This window comes from Nonlabens sp. Asnod3-H03 (genome assembly GCF_045063665.1).
Taxonomy (GTDB): domain Bacteria; phylum Bacteroidota; class Bacteroidia; order Flavobacteriales; family Flavobacteriaceae; genus Nonlabens; species Nonlabens ulvanivorans.
The window spans coordinates 789,106-807,652 of sequence record NZ_JBEFOD010000008.1 but is presented as its reverse complement, the minus strand read 5'-3'; the positions used below and the strand labels follow the sequence as shown (position 1 = coordinate 807,652).

The 18,547-nt window shown below is 35.4% G+C and carries 14 protein-coding genes and 1 tRNA gene; 10 read left to right on the top strand and 5 right to left on the bottom strand.

Annotation, left to right across the window (positions count from 1 at the left end; translation table 11 throughout):
- Positions 1-14: 14 nt before the first annotated feature.
- Both fabF and ACJJVI_RS06895 read right to left on the bottom strand, forming a co-directional pair.
- Positions 15-1,262, bottom strand: coding sequence for a beta-ketoacyl-ACP synthase II (gene fabF / locus ACJJVI_RS06900; protein WP_036582803.1), 1,248 nt, complete (start codon positions 1,260-1,262; stop codon positions 15-17).
- Between the two features lie 10 nt (positions 1,263-1,272).
- On the bottom strand, positions 1,273-1,509 hold the full coding sequence (locus ACJJVI_RS06895; RefSeq protein WP_015361896.1) for an acyl carrier protein: 237 nt from the start codon (positions 1,507-1,509) through the stop codon (positions 1,273-1,275).
- Between the two features lie 155 nt (positions 1,510-1,664).
- On the opposite strand from ACJJVI_RS06895, the gene purN reads away from it, so the two are divergent.
- Together purN and rnhA are read left to right on the top strand one after the other, a co-directional pair.
- Positions 1,665-2,228, top strand: coding sequence for a phosphoribosylglycinamide formyltransferase (gene purN, locus ACJJVI_RS06890; protein WP_405351151.1), 564 nt, complete (start codon positions 1,665-1,667; stop codon positions 2,226-2,228).
- Entirely contained in the window at positions 2,228-2,707 is a 480-nt protein-coding gene (gene rnhA / locus ACJJVI_RS06885) for a ribonuclease HI (RefSeq protein WP_036582809.1), read from the top strand. The genes purN and rnhA overlap by 1 nt, the downstream gene beginning before the upstream one ends.
- On the opposite strand, the gene ACJJVI_RS06880 is transcribed toward rnhA, so the two are convergent.
- Positions 2,704-3,327 (bottom strand): hypothetical protein, encoded by a 624-nt coding sequence (locus ACJJVI_RS06880; RefSeq protein ID WP_042295300.1) that lies wholly within the window; start codon positions 3,325-3,327, stop codon positions 2,704-2,706. The genes rnhA and ACJJVI_RS06880 overlap by 4 nt on opposite strands.
- Positions 3,328-3,533: 206 nt before the next feature.
- Between ACJJVI_RS06880 and ACJJVI_RS06875 the strand changes: the two genes are divergently transcribed.
- Positions 3,534-4,454: a PfkB family carbohydrate kinase gene (locus ACJJVI_RS06875; RefSeq protein ID WP_036582813.1), complete on the top strand. Its 921-nt coding sequence runs from the start codon at positions 3,534-3,536 to the stop codon at positions 4,452-4,454.
- A gap of 67 nt (positions 4,455-4,521) precedes the next feature.
- Positions 4,522-6,420, top strand: coding sequence for an amidophosphoribosyltransferase (locus tag ACJJVI_RS06870; RefSeq protein WP_348021948.1), 1,899 nt, complete (start codon positions 4,522-4,524; stop codon positions 6,418-6,420).
- 160 nt (positions 6,421-6,580) lie between these two features.
- Here the strand turns inward: ACJJVI_RS06870 and ACJJVI_RS06865 are convergent, their stop codons facing one another.
- Positions 6,581-7,186, bottom strand: coding sequence for a superoxide dismutase (locus ACJJVI_RS06865; RefSeq protein ID WP_405351147.1), 606 nt, complete (start codon positions 7,184-7,186; stop codon positions 6,581-6,583).
- Positions 7,187-7,422: 236 nt separating this feature from the next.
- Here ACJJVI_RS06865 and ACJJVI_RS06860 point away from each other — a divergent pair, with 236 nt between their 5' ends.
- The 5 genes from ACJJVI_RS06860 to ACJJVI_RS06840 all read left to right on the top strand — a co-directional run bounded on the left by ACJJVI_RS06860 (position 7,423) and on the right by ACJJVI_RS06840 (position 16,996).
- Entirely contained in the window at positions 7,423-10,593 is a 3,171-nt protein-coding gene (locus tag ACJJVI_RS06860) for a UvrD-helicase domain-containing protein (protein WP_405351145.1), read from the top strand.
- A 44-nt stretch (positions 10,594-10,637) separates the two neighbouring features.
- Positions 10,638-11,834, top strand: a complete 1,197-nt coding sequence (gene kbl, locus ACJJVI_RS06855; protein ID WP_405351143.1) for a glycine C-acetyltransferase — start codon at positions 10,638-10,640, stop codon at positions 11,832-11,834.
- A gap of 113 nt (positions 11,835-11,947) precedes the next feature.
- Positions 11,948-13,321: an OmpA family protein gene (locus ACJJVI_RS06850; protein WP_348021951.1), complete on the top strand. Its 1,374-nt coding sequence runs from the start codon at positions 11,948-11,950 to the stop codon at positions 13,319-13,321.
- Positions 13,322-13,417: 96 nt separating this feature from the next.
- Positions 13,418-16,159, top strand: a complete 2,742-nt coding sequence (locus tag ACJJVI_RS06845) for a PD-(D/E)XK nuclease family protein (RefSeq protein WP_405351141.1) — start codon at positions 13,418-13,420, stop codon at positions 16,157-16,159.
- Positions 16,160-16,996, top strand: a complete 837-nt coding sequence (locus tag ACJJVI_RS06840; RefSeq protein ID WP_405351139.1) for an alpha/beta hydrolase family protein — start codon at positions 16,160-16,162, stop codon at positions 16,994-16,996.
- 10 nt (positions 16,997-17,006) lie between these two features.
- Here ACJJVI_RS06840 and ACJJVI_RS06835 read toward each other — a convergent pair.
- A tRNA-Ala gene (locus ACJJVI_RS06835) sits at positions 17,007-17,080 on the bottom strand.
- A gap of 69 nt (positions 17,081-17,149) precedes the next feature.
- On the opposite strand from ACJJVI_RS06835, the gene ACJJVI_RS06830 reads away from it, so the two are divergent.
- The gene (locus ACJJVI_RS06830; RefSeq protein ID WP_405351138.1) at positions 17,150-18,487 is read left to right on the top strand and encodes an MATE family efflux transporter; all 1,338 of its coding nucleotides are present in this window, start codon (positions 17,150-17,152) and stop codon (positions 18,485-18,487) included.
- Positions 18,488-18,547: the final 60 nt, after the last annotated feature.

Below are 18,547 nucleotides of genomic sequence, written 5' to 3'. Positions count from 1 at the left end.
TAAAAAGGTATCGCTTAGATTTTTCTAAATGCGATACAGCAGTTGTGACCACCAAAACCGAATGTGTTACTCAAAGCTATGTTTACCTCTCGTTTTTCTGGTTTATTCAATACTAATCTTAATGACGGATCAATATTCTCATCTACGGTAGTATGGTTAATGGTAGGAGGAATTATCCCTTCATTGATAGCCATAACACTTGCAATAGACTCTATAGCACCAGCAGCACCTAAAAGGTGACCAGTCATAGATTTTGTAGAATTAATACTAATGTTAGGCGCATGATCGCCAAAAACAGCTTTTATCGCCTTCAACTCTGCCACATCTCCTAGCGGTGTAGATGTACCATGTGTATTAATATGATCTACATCTTCAGGATTAATGCCTGCATTTTGTAGCGTATTTTTCATTACTGCTATAACACCACGTCCTTCTGGATCCGGTGCAGTAATGTGATATGCGTCACTAGAGAAACCACCACCTATAACCTCTGCATAGATTTTTGCTCCACGAGCTTTTGCATACTCATAATCTTCTAGAACCAGCGCACCAGCGCCTTCTCCTAGAACAAAACCGTCACGTGTCGCATCAAATGGTCGACTTGCGGTTTCTGGACTTTCATTACGTGTTGATAAGGCATGCATGGCATTAAAACCACCCATTCCTGCTTGAGCAACCGCAGCTTCAGAGCCACCAGTTACAATCACGTCACAATGTCCTAATCTAATATAGTTAACTGCATCCAGCATCGCATTTGCACTAGAGGCACAAGCAGATACTGTCGTATAGTTAGGTCCCATAAATCCATATTTTATAGAAATATGAGCCGGCGCTATATCAGCAATCATTTTAGGAATAAAGAAAGGGTTAAATCGAGGCGTACCGTTTCCAGCAGCAAACGCTTTAACTTCTTCCTGAAAAGTTTCTAGACCACCTATTCCTGCGCCCCAGATAACACCGACTCTATATTTATCTATAGAGTCGATATCTAATCCTGAGTCTGCTATCGCCTCATCACCTGCAACCAGTGCATACTGGGCAAAGCGATCCATGCGTCTAGCTTCCTTGCGGTCTATGAAATCAGTCACATTAAAGTTCTTGATCTCACAAGCGAACTTAGTCTTGAAATGTTCTGTATCAAAATATGTGATAGGAGCGCAACCACTCTTACCTGTTTTTAACGCATCCCAATACTCCGTTAGATTATTACCTATCGGTGTAAGAGCTCCCATTCCTGTTATGACTACTCGCTTTAATTCCATGTGAAGTAAATTAAGCTTTTGCTTCTTCTATGTATGAAACAGCTTGACCTACAGTCGCAATGTTTTCTGCTTGATCATCTGGTATCTGGATATCAAATTCTTTTTCGAATTCCATGATCAACTCAACTGTATCTAGTGAGTCCGCGCCTAAGTCGTTTGTGAAACTTGCTTCTGTTACAACTTCATTTTCGTCAACACCTAATTTGTCAACGATTATCGCTTTTACTCTTGATGCAATGTCTGACATAATTTTCTAATTTTAATTTTAAATGAATGGCAAAAATAACAAACTTTGTGATAAAACCACTTTTTAGTTATTTGAGTTAACTTGCCATCGCATTTGATAATGTTATTTTACTCAACTCTATCAGGTGGTTTACAACAAGCTTGCCATAAAAAAATATGAAAAAAATAGTAATTCTAGCATCAGGTAATGGTACTAATGCTCAGGCGATTATAAATCATTTTAGCAAAAATGAATCTGTAGAAATCTCATTGGTTTTATCTAATAAACCACAAGCCTATGTGCTAGAAAGAGCGCAGAAAAATAATATTCCGGCGATGAGTTTTAATAAATTCGCTTTCGCGAAAGCGGGAAAAGTAGAATCTTTATTAAAGGCAGAAAACCCAGATTTAATAGTGCTGGCGGGCTTTTTATGGAAAATCCCAGAAAGTCTCGTAAAATTATTTCCAAAAAAAATTATTAACATTCATCCTGCTTTATTACCAAATTACGGCGGAAAAGGCATGTATGGTATGAATGTGCATCGCGCTATCATTGAAAATAAAGAAGAAAAAAGTGGTATTACCATCCATTATGTAAATGAACATTATGATGAAGGAGCCATTATAGAGCAGTTTACGTGTCCTATTTATCAAAATGATACAGCAGATGATCTAGCCGCACGTATACATGAGTTAGAACACTTACATTTCCCAATGGTCATTGAAGAATTACTTGCTTAATGGAACAAGTACACATATATACAGATGGTTCTTCAAGAGGCAATCCAGGACCTGGTGGTTACGGGATTGTGATGATATGGGTAGGGAAAAAATATAAAAAAGAATTTTCTCAAGGCTATAGACGCACCACTAATAACAGGATGGAATTGCTCGCTGTTATAGAGGCTCTAGAAAAGATTAAAATGGATCAAGTACAAATTACCGTTTTTACCGACAGTAAATATGTAAGTGATGCCGTTAATAAAAACTGGATTGCTGGATGGATCAAACGCAAATGGAAAAACGTCAAGAACCCAGATTTATGGAAGCGTTTTATTAAAGCCTTTAATCGCACACAACCTAAAATGCAATGGGTAAAAGGTCATAATGATCACCCTATTAATGAAAGATGTGACGCACTGGCTGTTGGTGCTGCTCTAAATAAGAGTAATCATCTCGTGGATGAAGGATTTGAAGCTAGTGAGAAAGGCCTATTTTAATTTGCTCGCCATTTCACCCAAATTGTAACAGTTGGATTACTTATAGTATCTGTACCTGTGTTTTGGGCTCTCACATGAATATGGTTTCCAGCGCTAAAGTCAATATTTGCAGTATTATCATTATAAGTACCTCCTAAAAGATTAAAATTGATATTACCTCCCACTATTGTAGTATTACCTTGCCTAATCCTAACGTTAAAAGGTGCTGCAAGATTATTAGTAGCTGTTCCACTTACTGTGTTAGAATTTGACGTAATAGCAATAATAGTCCCATCAAAAGGCAACAAAATACCAGAATTTGCGGTAGTTAAATTACCTGCCATTCTCAGACTTTGACTACCTATATCACCTCCACGTGAAAAAACAAGCGGTGTTGCAGCAATGGTCAACCATTTTCCTCGAGACGCATCATACATATATAATTGATCACCTATTACCGCCATCTGTCCTGTGGCAGCACCAGTAGGTACTGATTGTGGCTCTAGCTCTAGTGCTGGTAAATTGGTTGTGCTCGCTGCGATATCTAGTTCTGCAGTTGGTGAAACAGTATTAATCCCTACCTGACCTTGTATCCATTGCGTAGTTGCTAATAGCGTTAAAGCTAAAAATAAATTTTTCATGAAATCCCTAATTATCATAAATGTTAAGTTTTGCAAATTAGAACCTATAACCTGCTTCACCTAGTTTTCAATCATTTAAACGACAAAAGACTATCTAATGACTACATACTACATAACAGAATCTCAACAACAGGACATCAATTAACTCATGATGATTGTTCTTTAAGGACTGACTAATTCATTACTTTTGCAAAAAAATATCAAGAATGAGCAAACTCGTAGTTGTAGGTACAGTAGCTTTTGATGCTATCGAAACACCTTTCGGAAAAACAGATAAAATATTAGGTGGTGCAGCCACTTTTATAGGTCTAAGTGCTTCACACTTCAACACAGAAGTTGGATTAGTAAGTGTAGTAGGTGGAGATTTTCCACAAGAATATCTAGACATGCTTTCTAATAGAGGTATGAATATAGAAGGTGTTGAGGTTGTTAAGGATGGTAAAACATTTTTCTGGTCTGGTAAGTACCATAATGACATGAATACCCGTGACACACTTGCTACAGAGTTAAATGTACTAGCAGACTTTAATCCAGTTGTACCAGAATCTTTTAAAGATGCAGAGGTAGTAATGTTAGGAAACCTACATCCTGCAGTACAATTAGGCGTTATTGAACAAACGCCAGCAGCAAAGCTAATCATCTTAGATACGATGAACTTTTGGATGGATAGCGCATTAGACATGTTGCATGAGGTCATAGCAAAGGTTGATGTCATTACTATTAATGATGAAGAAGCTAGACAGTTATCTGGTGAATACTCGCTAGTTGCTGCAGCACGCAAGATTCATACTATGGGTCCTAAGTATGTGGTCATTAAAAAAGGAGAACATGGCGCTTTATTATTCCATGAAGAACAAATCTTCTTTGCACCAGCCTTACCACTAGAGGAAGTTTTTGACCCGACAGGAGCAGGAGACACATTTGCAGGAGGATTTGCTGGTTTTCTAGCATCAAGTGAGGATTACAGTTTTGAAAACATGAAGCGAGCTATTATTTATGGTTCTAACTTTGCTTCTTTCTGTGTAGAGAAATTTGGAACTGAGCGCATGCAATCTATCACGCCTGAAGAGATCAATACACGTTTAGAGCAGTTTAAAGCACTGACTAAATTTGAAATAAACGCATAATAAAAATTGATAGAGCCCTCAAATATTTTGAGGGCTTTTTATTTACTTTTGACTTTTAGAATTCATCATGAGCGATCCATTAAAACACGAGTGTGGTATAGCACTTATTAGACTTCTTAAACCTCTTGAATATTATAAAGAGAAATATGGTACGGCATTTTATGGCATCAATAAAATGTACCTAATGATGGAAAAACAGCACAATCGCGGTCAGGATGGTGCTGGATTTGCAAGTATAAAATTAGATGTAAAACCTGGTCAACGATACATCTCTCGTGTGCGCAGTAATGAGGCACAACCTATACAGGATATATTTGCTCAAATTAATGAGCGCATTAATTCAGAATTAGAGGAAAATCCAGAAATAAAAGATGATGTCGCTGCTCAAAAAGCACAAATCCCTTACATCGGTGAATTGATGATGGGACACGTGCGTTATGGTACCTTTGGTAAAAACAGTATTGAATCAGTACATCCGTTTTTACGTCAGAACAACTGGATGCATCGCAACCTTATCATGGCTGGTAATTTTAACATGACTAACGTGTTTGAGTTATTTGACAAATTAGTAGAACTAGGACAGCATCCTAAAGACATGGCAGACACCGTAACCGTTATGGAAAAGGTAGGTCATTTTCAAGATCGTGAGGTTTCTAAACTATATAAAAAATTCAAGGCTGAAGGACTTTCTAAAATGGAATCCTCACCTAAAATAGCTGAACAACTTAACGTTGCCAAAGTTTTAAAGAAAAGTGCAAAAGATTGGGATGGTGGCTATGCCATGGGTGGACTTATGGGACATGGTGACGCTTTCCTATTAAGAGATCCATCTGGTATTAGACCAGCATACTACTATCAAGATGATGAAGTAGTTGTCGTAGCTAGTGAACGTCCAGTAATTCAAACTGCGTTTAACGCACCGTTTGAAGAAGTAAAAGAACTGGATCCAGGTAAAGCTATTATCATTAAAAAGAATGGTAAAGTAAGTATTGAACAAATACTGAAACCACTAGAACGTAAAGCCTGTTCTTTTGAACGTATTTATTTCTCTCGTGGTAGCGATGCCGAGATTTATCAAGAGCGTAAAAAACTGGGGCATTTATTATTCCCTAAAATCATGGAATTCATTGATCATGATATAGATAACACCGTTTTTTCATACATCCCTAATACTGCCGAAACTTCATTCTATGGTATGGTAGAAGCGGCACATGCCGTTTTAAATGAGCAAAAACGAGATGCTATTATTGCTGGAGAAGGTAAACTGACCGCACAACAAGTTGAGGACACGCTTTCGCGAAAGCTGCGAACTGAAAAGATTGCGATTAAAGATGCAAAGTTAAGAACCTTTATCACTGAGGATTCTTCTCGAGACGATCTAGTAGCTCACGTTTACGATGTGACCTATGGTGTTGTAAAAGAAAACGATAACCTAGTAATCATCGATGATTCTATCGTACGTGGAACAACGCTTAAAAAATCCATTCTTAAAATGATGGACCGCTTGAAACCGAAGAAAATTGTAGTTGTTTCTAGTGCACCACAAATCAGATATCCAGATTGTTATGGGATAGATATGGCCAGATTAGAAGGACTAGTTGCTTTTAGAGCAGCACTTGCTTTACATGAAGATCGTGGAACCTATGACACTGTAGAGAACATTTATAAAAAATGTAAATCACAGATAAACTTTAAGGATAAGGATGTTGTCAATTATGTGAAGGAACTCTATGCACCGTTTACAGATCAAGAAGTGTCCAACAAGATAGGTGAGTTACTCTCAGACGATGATTTAAATGCAGAAGTGAAAATCGTTTACCAAACCGTAGATAATTTACACAAAGCCTGCCCTAAAAACTTAGGTGATTGGTATTTTACTGGTGATTATCCAACTAATGGTGGAAATCGTGTGGTGAATCGTGCTTACATCAACTTCTTTGAAAAGAATGATGAGCGAGCTTATTAAATAATAATTACAAAAACCTTTGATTACATAACAAATTTGTTATTCAAACCATTAGCTAGGCTAAGAAATAATATTAAATAAAAAGCCCTTAAGTTTTTATTGAAACTTAAGGGCTTTTGAATTTTGCAGTCAACAATGGCAGTTGACTATTTGCTACTTACTACTTAGCAGCGTTGTATTTCTCTGATACAGCATCCCAATCAATTACATTAAAAAATGCACTTACATAATCTGGTCTGCGGTTTTGATAGTTTAGATAATATGCGTGTTCCCATACATCTAGTCCTAGGATAGGAGTTCCTCCACAACCTACACCTGGCATTAATGGATTGTCTTGATTAGGAGTTCCACACACTTCTAGAGCTCCGTCGTTAACACATAAAAACGCCCATCCTGAACCGAATTGTGTTTTTGCGGCTGTAGCAAATTTATCTTGAAATGCATCATATGAACCAAAAGCACTATCGATTGCAGCAGCAAGATCTCCAGTAGGTTTTCCACCACCATTAGGTGACATTACTTCCCAGAATAATCTGTGGTTGTAAAATCCACCACCATTATTTCTTACCGCTTTATTTTCCATGTCTAGATTCGTAAGAATGTCTTCAATAGACTTTCCTTCTAGGTCAGTACCTTCAATGGCATTATTTAATTTAGTAGTATAACCATTGTGATGTTTTGAATGGTGAATCTCCATTGTTCTTGCATCAATATGTGGTTCTAGCGCATCATACGCATAGTTGAGTTTAGGTAATTCAAAAGCCATAATATATTGGTTTTAATTGATTTATTTATAAAGGATAAATTTAAACACAAACGATGATATGTTAAAATTTCTGATGTTATAATATACTTAATCTTGTAAAAGATTCATCTTCAAAGAATTTATCATAATAAAAAGAGATCCTAATAACGTCACCGAAATCTAATTGACAATTAATCTAAACCTCAAATTAAGGATTAAGTTCAATTACGTTTCAGTTTTTCATCATACCTTTGAGTATGACCTCATCTCCAACTACTTTTTATAGTGCCAGTGCTGGTTCTGGTAAAACTTATACACTAGCGAGAGACTATCTCACGCTTCTTTTTAAATCTCAATTTAATAATCATTATCGCAAGATTCTAGCAGTAACTTTTACTAACAAAGCTGTTGCAGAAATGAAAGAACGTGTACTAGAGCATCTATACAATTTTGGAAAACAATCAGTTCCGGATAGTAGTCTAGGCATCTTTGACCATATAAAAAAAGTTACAGGATTAAATGATGATCAACTCACAAAGAGAGCAACCATCATCCATCAACGCCTTTTACATGACTACTCTGCCTTTGACATAGTTACAATTGATGCATTCAATCACCGCATCTTGCGCACTTTTGCAAAAGACATTGATTTGCCCGCTGGATTTGAAGTAGAATTAGACACAGATTCTTTAATTAATAAAGCAATTCAAAATTTACTCGCTCGTGCAGGTAGGGATAAGGAACTTACTAAAAAACTAGTAAGCTTCTCACTTTCCAAAATTGATAATAATAAAAGTTGGGATGTCGCTTATGATCTGATGCAAATATCTGTATTGATAAAAAATGAAAACCATTTTAAATATCTAAAATCTCTTGAAGGCAAGACCAGCGAAGATTTTGATAGACTTGTTCAAAATCTGAAGCTTAAAAACAAAGACCTAAAAACACAATTAATTGAACTAGCTCAAGTTTTAATTGATAAATCAGCTCAGCAAGGTCTAGAACCTACTGATTTTAAAGGTGGTTCTCGCAGTATTTTTAACACAGTAGTAAAGACTTCTAAAGAGGACATTTCGGTTAAACCAGATACTGCCTCTATTAGAGACTTGATAGCTGGCGATTTATATGCAAAAAGTCAAAAACAATCTATTAAAGATAGCATCGATATTTTAAGGTCAGATATTGCAGATTTTGGTAATGCTTACAAGGCCACTTATGGACATATAAAATTTCATGAAAACATCATTAAAAGTATTGTTCCATTGTCACTTCTTAACGAGTTGATGCATGAAATAAACATTATTAAAAAAGAAGAACAAATTGTACCTATATATGAGTTCAATGGTCTTCTTAGAAATCAAATAAAAGATCAGCCTGCACCTTTCATATATGAACGACTAGGGGAAAAATATCGTCACTACTTTATTGATGAATTTCAAGATACTTCTCGCATGCAATGGGAAAACATGATGCCTTTAATTAGTAATGCAATCCAAAGCATCGACGATTATGGAGATAGCGGGACCTTAATGCTTGTCGGTGATGCAAAACAATCCATATATAGATGGCGTGGTAGTGACGCTAACCAGTTTTTAGATTTATTAAAAGAAGATCAATTATTTGAACTTAATAAAAGTAATGAAACCCTAGAATATAACTGGCGTAGCTATGACAACGTTATTGAATTCAACAATGATTTTTTTAAATTTTATGGTGATTACTTAAATAACGATACTTATAAAAATCTTTATCAAAATTATCTGCATCAAAATGCAACACATAAAAATGGTGGATATGTTCAGGTTGACTTTTTAAACAAAGAAGATTTTTCATTTGACGATGATGAAGATATAATCACTCCATATCCGCAACACGTGCACAGTTTAATCAAGAAAATTGTTTCACAAGGATTTGAACTAGGTGATATATGCATTCTAGTGCGCAAGCACACACAAGGTCATGAGCTTGCTCAATATTTAGTTAAACAAGACATTACTGTAGTATCTGGTGATAGCCTTCTTGTTGAAGCGTCACCGCGTGTACGTTTATTAGTCGAATTCATGAAAATGTCGCATCAACCTGACCAGCAATCTCTTAAACTATCATTTCTTCTTGAATATGTGCAATATTATCAACTTGAAGACAAAAACACATTTATCGTTAATCATATTAATTTATCATTTAATGAGATCTTAGAGGTTGTATTTAATGACGATATATCGTTTATGGAGTCCGCTTTCGCGAAAGCGCCTTTATTCAAAGCAACAGAACAAACAGCTCATGCATTAGGGCTATTTAAAGAGCAAGATTTAAGATTACAATCATTTCTAGAATTAGTATTTGAATTTTCCAATAGTCAAGATGTTTCCCTGTCCAAATTTTTAGAACACTGGGAAAAGAAAAAAGAAAAATTGAGTGTTCCAGCAACGCCAGATCCGCAAGCTGTGCAAATCATGACCATTCATAAGTCCAAAGGTTTAGAATTTCCGGTTGTAATTGTCCCCTATTCCGACACACAAGCAGACTTTTCAATTAAACCTACAGATTGGGTTTCTGTAAGCCCTACAGCTTATGAAGGTTTTGAACACCTTTATATGTCGCTAGCAAGTGAGGCCAAGTTTTATCCTATTCATGCACAGGAAGTATATACAACCCATCTTCATAAAACACAAATGGACCATATTAATGGACTTTATGTTGCTTTTACTCGTGCAGTAGAACAACTATATGTGTGCAGTATTGATAAACCAGAATCCAAAACTCAAAAGGAATCTTCACTAAGACATGGACAGCTACTGAAAAGATTCCTGGAACGTGATACGGCGTGGAATAAAGAAGAAATGGATCTAGTGACTTCTTTTCAAAAAGGTACGCCTATTCAATTAGCCACTAGTAAATCTAGCACACCAACTCTACCATTAGGCAATTATCAGGTTTACTCTACAGGATCTCGCACAGACTTTTCTACCAGACGTGGAATGTTATGGGCTAGTGGTGTTCAAGAAGCTATTAATAAAGGTAATTTACTTCATGATTATATGTCACAAATTGAGTCTATTGAAGACTTACCTGCGGTTGTGTTAAAGATTCAAAATGATGATTACATTTCTTCTCAGGTAAAATCAGAGTTAATTGAAACTCTCAATCTATTAATAAGTCCACAATATTTTGAAAAGTACTTCAAACCTGATTTAAATATCTTAAATGAACGTGGAATTTTAACACCAGAAGGCAAGAAGTTTATTCCAGATCGACTTATAATAGACAATGGTCAGGTAACGATTATTGATTACAAAACAGGCGCGCAACTAGAGAAACATAGAGATCAGCTAGATTATTATGCTGCCTTATTACTACAAATGGATTATAAAATAAAAGAAAAGGTTTTGATATACACCGATGAGTTAAAGGAACTCGTCTGGAATTAAAACAAGTATTGTTTATTACCTTTGAAACACAAAAAAACGCAACTATGTACGGTAGTATGAAAGAGTATCTTCAAAAAGAAATTGAAGAAATTAAAGATCAAGGATTATATAAGAATGAACGAATCATAACCTCTCCACAAGATGCAGTGATAACATTAGACGATGGCAGTGAGGTGATCAATTTTTGTGCTAATAATTACCTAGGATTATCATCACATCCTGAAGTTATTCAAGCAGCAAAAGACACTTTGGACTCTCACGGTTTTGGGATGAGTTCTGTAAGATTTATTTGCGGTACACAAGACATACACAAAGAGCTTGAACAAAAGCTAGCAGATTTTTACGGATGTGAAGACACGATACTTTATGCAGCATGTTTTGATGCAAATGGTGGAGTATTTGAGCCTTTGTTAGGTAAAGAAGACGCCATCATATCTGACTCATTAAATCATGCATCCATAATTGATGGTGTCCGCTTATGTAAAGCTGCTAGATATAGGTACGCAAGTGCAGATATGGCTGATTTAGAAAAGCAGTTAATTCAAGCAAATGAGAATGGAGCACGATTTAAAGTCATTGTTACTGACGGTGTGTTTTCTATGGATGGTATTTTAGCACCATTAGATAAAATATGTGATTTGGCAGATAAGTATGACGCCCTAGTCATGGTAGATGAATGTCATGCAGCAGGATTTTTAGGTGATACTGGTCGCGGTTCTTTAGAGGCTAAAGGTGTTTTAGGCAGGATAGATATCATAACCGGTACTTTAGGAAAAGCTTTAGGTGGAGCAATGGGTGGATACACCGTTGCAAAAAAAGAAATTATTGAGATCTTAAGACAACGATCTAGACCATATTTATTTAGTAATTCCTTAGCTCCTTCAATAGTAGGCGCTTCTATAAAAGCGTTAGAGCTTATAGATTCTAGTACAGACCTTATCGATAAAGTGCAAGCTAACACAGCTTACTTTAAAAAAGGAATGAAAGAATTAGGATTTGATTTTGTAGATGGAGAAAGCGCTATTGTTCCTGTAATGCTATATGATGCAAAACTATCTCAACAAATGGCAGATGCACTTTTAAAAGAAGGAATTTATGTTATAGGCTTCTTTTATCCAGTGGTACCAAAGGAAAAAGCAAGAATAAGAGTACAATTAAGTGCCGCTCACGATAAAAAACATTTAGACAAAGCCGTAAACGCATTCAAAAAAGTAGGACTTGAACTAGGAGTTATCGGTTAAATTAAGAGAAATTAACAATTAATCGACATTTTTACGAAAATTTATAGGTTAAACTCTTGTGAATGCACAATAACAGAGTAATTTTGTTCTGTTGATTAATAAAAAACCCCAACATGAAAAACATATTTAAAATTTTAATGGCATGTACTGTTCTATTTTCAGCTACTAATGTCAATGCGCAAGATGAATCAAATCGTTGGTCTGTTGCAATTGGAATGAATGCAATTGACTTGTATCCAGTTGGTGAGGCTGACCAAGGCCTTGGAGATTACTTTGAAGACTTTTTCGATACAGATCACTACAATTTACTTGCAGCACCTAGTCGTGTACAAGTTGGATACTACGTAGGTGATGGCATCGTTGCTACTGGAGCATTTTCTGTAAACTCAATAGATAAAGTTGGTGATACAAGTATTGATAATATCGCATATTATGCTTTAGACGGTGGTTTAGAATATAACTTCCGTAATATGATAAAACAAGACGGTATCATTGCTCCATTCGTTGGAGTTGGTGGTGGTTATAATTGGGTTGATAATGATGGTTTTGGTACTTTCAATGGTACGGCTGGTATTGACTTTTATGTTACAGAAGGTATCGCTATTAACTTGCAAACGACATATAAGCATGCTTTTGAAGATGCTAATCCAAAACACTTCCAACATACAGCTGGCTTAAAGTTTACTTGGGGTGGTACTGATACTGACGGTGACGGAATCTATGATGATAAAGACGCTTGTCCATCTGTTGCTGGTTTAGAGCAATTTATGGGTTGTCCTGATTCTGATGGTGACGGTATTGAAGACAGTAAAGATAACTGTCCTAACGCTGCAGGTCCTGCTGAATCTATGGGATGTCCTGATACTGACGGTGATGGTACATTAGATAAAGATGATAACTGTGTTAATGAAGCTGGTCCAGCTTATAACAATGGTTGCCCTGATCCTGATACTGATGGTGATGGTGTTGTAGATAGTAAAGACAACTGTAAAACAGTTAAAGGTCCTGCTTCTAACAATGGTTGCCCTACAGATAGAGATAATGACGGTGTACTAGATGCTGATGATAAGTGTCCAGACACTCCAGGTATTGCGTCACTAGCAGGTTGTCCTAAACCAGCTGCGCCTACAGTTGAGGAGCAAGAAAAGTTAAACCAGTACGCAAAAACAATCTTATTTGATACAGGTAAGGCTACGATTAAAGCTGAGTCTGCAAAAGTTCTTGCTGATATTACTGCGATTCTTAAGAAATACCCAACTGCAAAGTTCTCAATTGACGGTCACACAGATAGTGTTGGATCTGCTAAATTGAACCAAAGATTATCTGATTCTCGTGCAAACGAAGTGAAAAATTACTTAGTTGCAAATGGAATTGATGAATTCAGACTTTCTTCAGTAGGTTATGGTGAGGCTCGCCCGGTTGCTGATAATAGTTCTAAAACAGGTCGTGCTCAAAACAGACGTGTGGAAATCAACTTAGTAAACTAATTGATTTTTAAACAATAGTAAAAGCGCCACTTCTCAGTGGCGCTTTTTTTATGTCTAATTTTTTAAGACGTCATAGTTTATCAATATCTTGTACATATGAATACATTCTTACATGACGTTATTGGCTCGCTTTATTCCCAAAACTACAACCTCAGTAAACTTACTTATGTAGTTCCTAGTAGAAGAGTTGCAACCTTTCTTAATAAAACCATTGCTGCTTTTTTAGAACAACCTATTTTCGAGCCTATTGTATATAGTGTTGAAGATTTCATTAGTCACACAGCACAAGTTGAAATTGCAAGCGATGTAGATTTATTATTTGATTTTTATAACAGTTATCTAAAAATAGAAGGAAATAATACAGCAGACTCATTAGATGAATTTATTACCTGGGCACCAACTATTCTTAAAGATTTTAATGAGATAGATCGTTTTCTAGTACCACCTTCAGATTTTTTTAATTATCTAGGGAATTTAAAAGAACTAGAGCAAGGACATTGGTCCATCCTAGAACCCAAGACAGAGATGATTGAAAAATATCTTCATTTCTGGAAACGATTAGAACTATACTATAGCCAGTTTACTAAAGACTGTACCATAAATGGGATAGTTTATCAAGGTCTAGCTTATAGACTCGCTTTCGCGAAAGCGGAATATCAATCCACCCAGTACAGTAAAGAAACACCAATTATTTTTTTAGGCCTCAATGCTCTCAACAAGGCAGAAGAGGAAATTATTAAGATATTTCTAGATAGCAATAATGCCAAAATTTTTTATGACAGTGATCTTTATTTTCAAGAGAATCAATATCACGAAGCTGGTCGTTTTATAAGACGATATAAAAGTCACTGGAATTATTTTGAACAGCACAATTTAAACATAACTAGTAATAATTTTAACGCGCCAAAAAGTATAAATATGATAGGAACATCTGGCCCTATAGGTATGTGTCAGGTGGCAGGTAAACTTATCAATAAGCTCAATCTAGAATCGATTAATCTAGACACCACAGCCATAGTTCTAGCAGATGAAGCTCTTCTACTACCTCTTTTAAGTGCTATACCCGAAAGTGCTAAGCATCTCAATATTACTATGGGATTAACCTTAGATAAAACACCGCTTGCTAGTTTCTTTAATCAGCTAATCAAGCTCAAAGTTGAAGCCACAGATCAAGGTTTTTATTATAAGAATGTAATAGCAGTTTTAGAATCTCACTTTAGCTCTCTTTTAGACCAGACAGCTGTAAAAGAACTTATGAACACAATTCATAAAGAAAATCTAGTTTATATACCCTTTCTAGAGGCTAATCAGGATACTGCTAACTTATACATTAATCAATTAAGGTCGGAAGTTATTACGACAACAAACTTAATTAACTATCTCAGTAATATTTCTGATGCTTTACAATCGAAACTAATCGAAAATGAAAACAAGAGATTAGAGCTCGAACAACTATTAGGTATACACAGTGTCATTGAACAAATAAAGTCAATCATAGATGTGCAGTCAGGTATTACCGATTTAAGAACTATTCAATATTTATTTAAGCAATTTTTACCTCAAAAGAAATTAGACTTTATAGGCGAACCTGTTAAAGGGCTTCAAGTAATGGGACTGCTTGAAACTAGAGCATTAGATTATGAAAACATCATTATGCTATCGGTTAATGAAGGCATTTTACCAGCAGGTAAATCTACTGCATCGTACATACCTTATGATATGAAAATCAAGTTTGGTTTACCGACTTACACAGACAAAGACAGCGTTTATGCATATCATTTTTATAGGTTATTACAACGATGCAATAACGCTAATTTCATATACAACTCAGAAACAAATAGTTTAGGCGGTGGAGAAAAAAGCAGGTTTTTAATGCAATTAGAAACTAGTGGTATTAAAAATCATACGATCAATCATAGTCTGTATGCCAATAAAATTACTACTGAAAAAACAGATACTCTTTCCATTAACAAAGACAATCACTACTTTGACAGACTCGGTAAAATAGCAATATCTGGCTTTTCACCATCTAGTATCACAAGCTATATTTATAATCCAATCGATTTTTACAAATCTAAGATCCTAAAAATTAATGACATAGAAGAGGTAGAAGAAGATATGGCGGCTAATACTATGGGAACCATGATTCATAAAACTCTTGAGTCCTTATACCTACCATATATCGATAAAGTATTAGATAAAATTCATTTTAAAGACATAAGAGAAAGATTAAATAATGCCATCAATACGGCCTATCTGGATAGCTACAACACCATACATGATCCACAAGGGAAAAATATTATTATGTATGAGGTGGCTAGACATTACGTCAGTAAAATGATTGCTTATGATGAAGAGCTTGTAAAAAATGGAAACATATTAATTATAAGAAAATTAGAAGTTCGTTATTCTACAACTATTGAAATTAACTCGATAGGAAGTGTAAAACTTCATGGTGAGGTAGACCGTATTGATGAGCTCAATGGTCAAATTAGAATAATAGACTACAAATCTGGAATGGTTGGTAAATCAAATGTTGGTGTTGAGCCAGATAACTATCAAGCATTAATTACAGATTATGATAAATCAAAAGCTTTTCAAGTTTTGATGTATGCTTTTCTATATTCAAAAAACAATGAGTTTACAGAATGTGTCGCAGGTATCATAAGTTTTAAGAATTTTAAAGAAGGATTTATACCCTACTCGGTTAAAAATGGTAGGTCGTTTCAGCCACGACCTATCGATGTGTTTGAACTAGAGAAATTTGAAGAACAATTACATCAAATAATCATAGAGTTATACAATAAAGATATAGCACTAACCGCAAAGGATCATTAAATGAAAATTGTCTTGAACAACATCATTGATAGAGATCATAGCAAACCTATATTGCTAGATCATTATCACGTACCATCTCAAACTAAATTGCCTGTGATTATTTTTGCTCATGGCTACAAAGGATTTAAGGATTGGGGCGCTTGGGAATTAATGGGTAAGGCATTTGCAAATGCCGGGTTTTGCTTTATAAAATTTAACTTCTCACATAATGGCGGAACTATAAATAATCCTTTGGATTTTCCAGATTTAGAATCATTCGGTTATAATAATTATAGTAAAGAGGTTCAAGATTTGAATGATGTGATCAACTGGTCTATATCAAGCTTATCAGAAATAATAGATACCACTAGTATTAACATATTAGGTCATTCAAGAGCTGGAGGAATAACAACCATTGTTGCTTCACAAAACAAAATAGTTAAAAAACTAGTTACACTTGCATCGGTCAGTGATTATAAGTCTAGGTTCCTTAATGGAGAAGCATTACTCAAATGGAAAAACGATGGTGTTTTCTATGTTAAAAATGGACGCACTCAGCAAGAAATGCCTCACTATTATCAATTCTTTGAGGATTACATTCAGAATGAAGAAAAACTATCTATTAAGAATGCTGCACTAAAACTTAAAGTACCACATTTAATTATTCATGGAGCCAGCGACGAAACCGTTATGATTCATGAAGGACATCAATTACATCAATGGAGTAAAAAATCAGAATTAGTTGTGATAAGGGAAGCAAATCACACTTTGGGAGCGAGGCATCCATGGAAATCCATCTATTTACCTCAACACTTAAGACAAGCTGTACAATGTTGTATCAATTTTTATAAAAAATAGAATACATCTGTGGAGAATACCGGATTCGAACCGGTCACCTCTTGCCTGCCAGGCAAGCGCTCTAGCCAAATGAGCTAATCCCCCAAAAAATCAATTCAAATATAAAGCATCAGAATTGCTATTAATAAATTTTCAAAACTATATTTTCGAAAAATGCCTTCCACAAATTCGATAACACCTAGAAACATTTTAAGTCTTGCCATTCCGGCTATTATCGCTGGTATAGCAGAACCTCTTATCAGTTTAACAGACGTGGCTGTAATAGGTAATATGAAGGATAACGCTGTTGAAGGTTTACTTGCAGTAGGTCTAGTCGGTTCTTTTTTAAGTGCTATTATCTGGACTCTTGCACAAACTAAAACTTCTATATCTAGTATAGTGTCTAACGCATTAGGAAGTAATCAATTAAATAAAATTCATTCTCTTATACCTCAAGTCATTTGGATTAACATCACCTTAGGCATATTAATCTATTTGGTAACCGCACCACTAGCAACATGGATATTTACATTATATAATGCAAAAGGTACAACACTAAATTTATCGATTTCTTATTATCAGGTTAGAGCCCTAGGATTTCCACTTACCCTTAGCGCCTTTGCTATTTTTGGCGTTTTTAGAGGTATACAAAATACATCTTGGGCAATGATAGCAAGCATATCAGGCGCTATAGTGAATGTCATATTAGACTACACTTTAGTTTATGGAATCGATAGTCTTATCCCGGCATATGGTGTAATGGGTGCAGCATATGCTAGTCTAGCTGCACAAATTGTTATGCTTATTATAGCATTGTATTTTTTATATCAAAAAACACCTTTTCGACTACATCAATTAACCTGGAAACCACACCCTAAACTTAGAAAACACATTATTTTAACGGCTAACTTTTTTTTACGCACCGTTGCCATAAATGTTGCCATATTTTTGTCTTACCGCTATGCCTCCGGATATGGAGATGAATATGGTGCCACACACGCCATATTGATGAATATCTGGCTCTTCTTTTCCTTTTTCATTGATGGATTTGCGAGTGCTGGTAACGCTATAGGTGGAAAACTTTTAGGATCTAAAAATGTTCAAGGACTTCAATATCTAGGTAAAACCACCACCACCTATGGCGTTATCGTAGCACTAATATTAATAACTATTTGTGGACTTTTTTACAAAACTATAGGCCATCAATTCACAGATAATGAGACTGTATTTGAATTATTCCTAAGTACATTCTGGATTGTGTTAATTATGCAGCCTATTAATGCTGTGGCCTTTGTATTTGACGGAATTTTTAAAGGTTGGGGCGAGGCTTCTTATTTACGTAATTTACTGTTTGGCCTTACAGCATTTGTATTCATCCCAGCTCTTCTTATCTTAGATTATGTTAATTTTCAATTAAACGCAATTTGGGTAGCCTTTGGATTATGGATGCTAGGCAGAGCAGCCATTCTTGCTATAAAATTTCACTTAAAGATTAAAACAATGCAGAACTAGATTTATTATATCTCGCTTTCGCGAAAGCATAGTCAGAGAATGCATAATATTTCTAATATC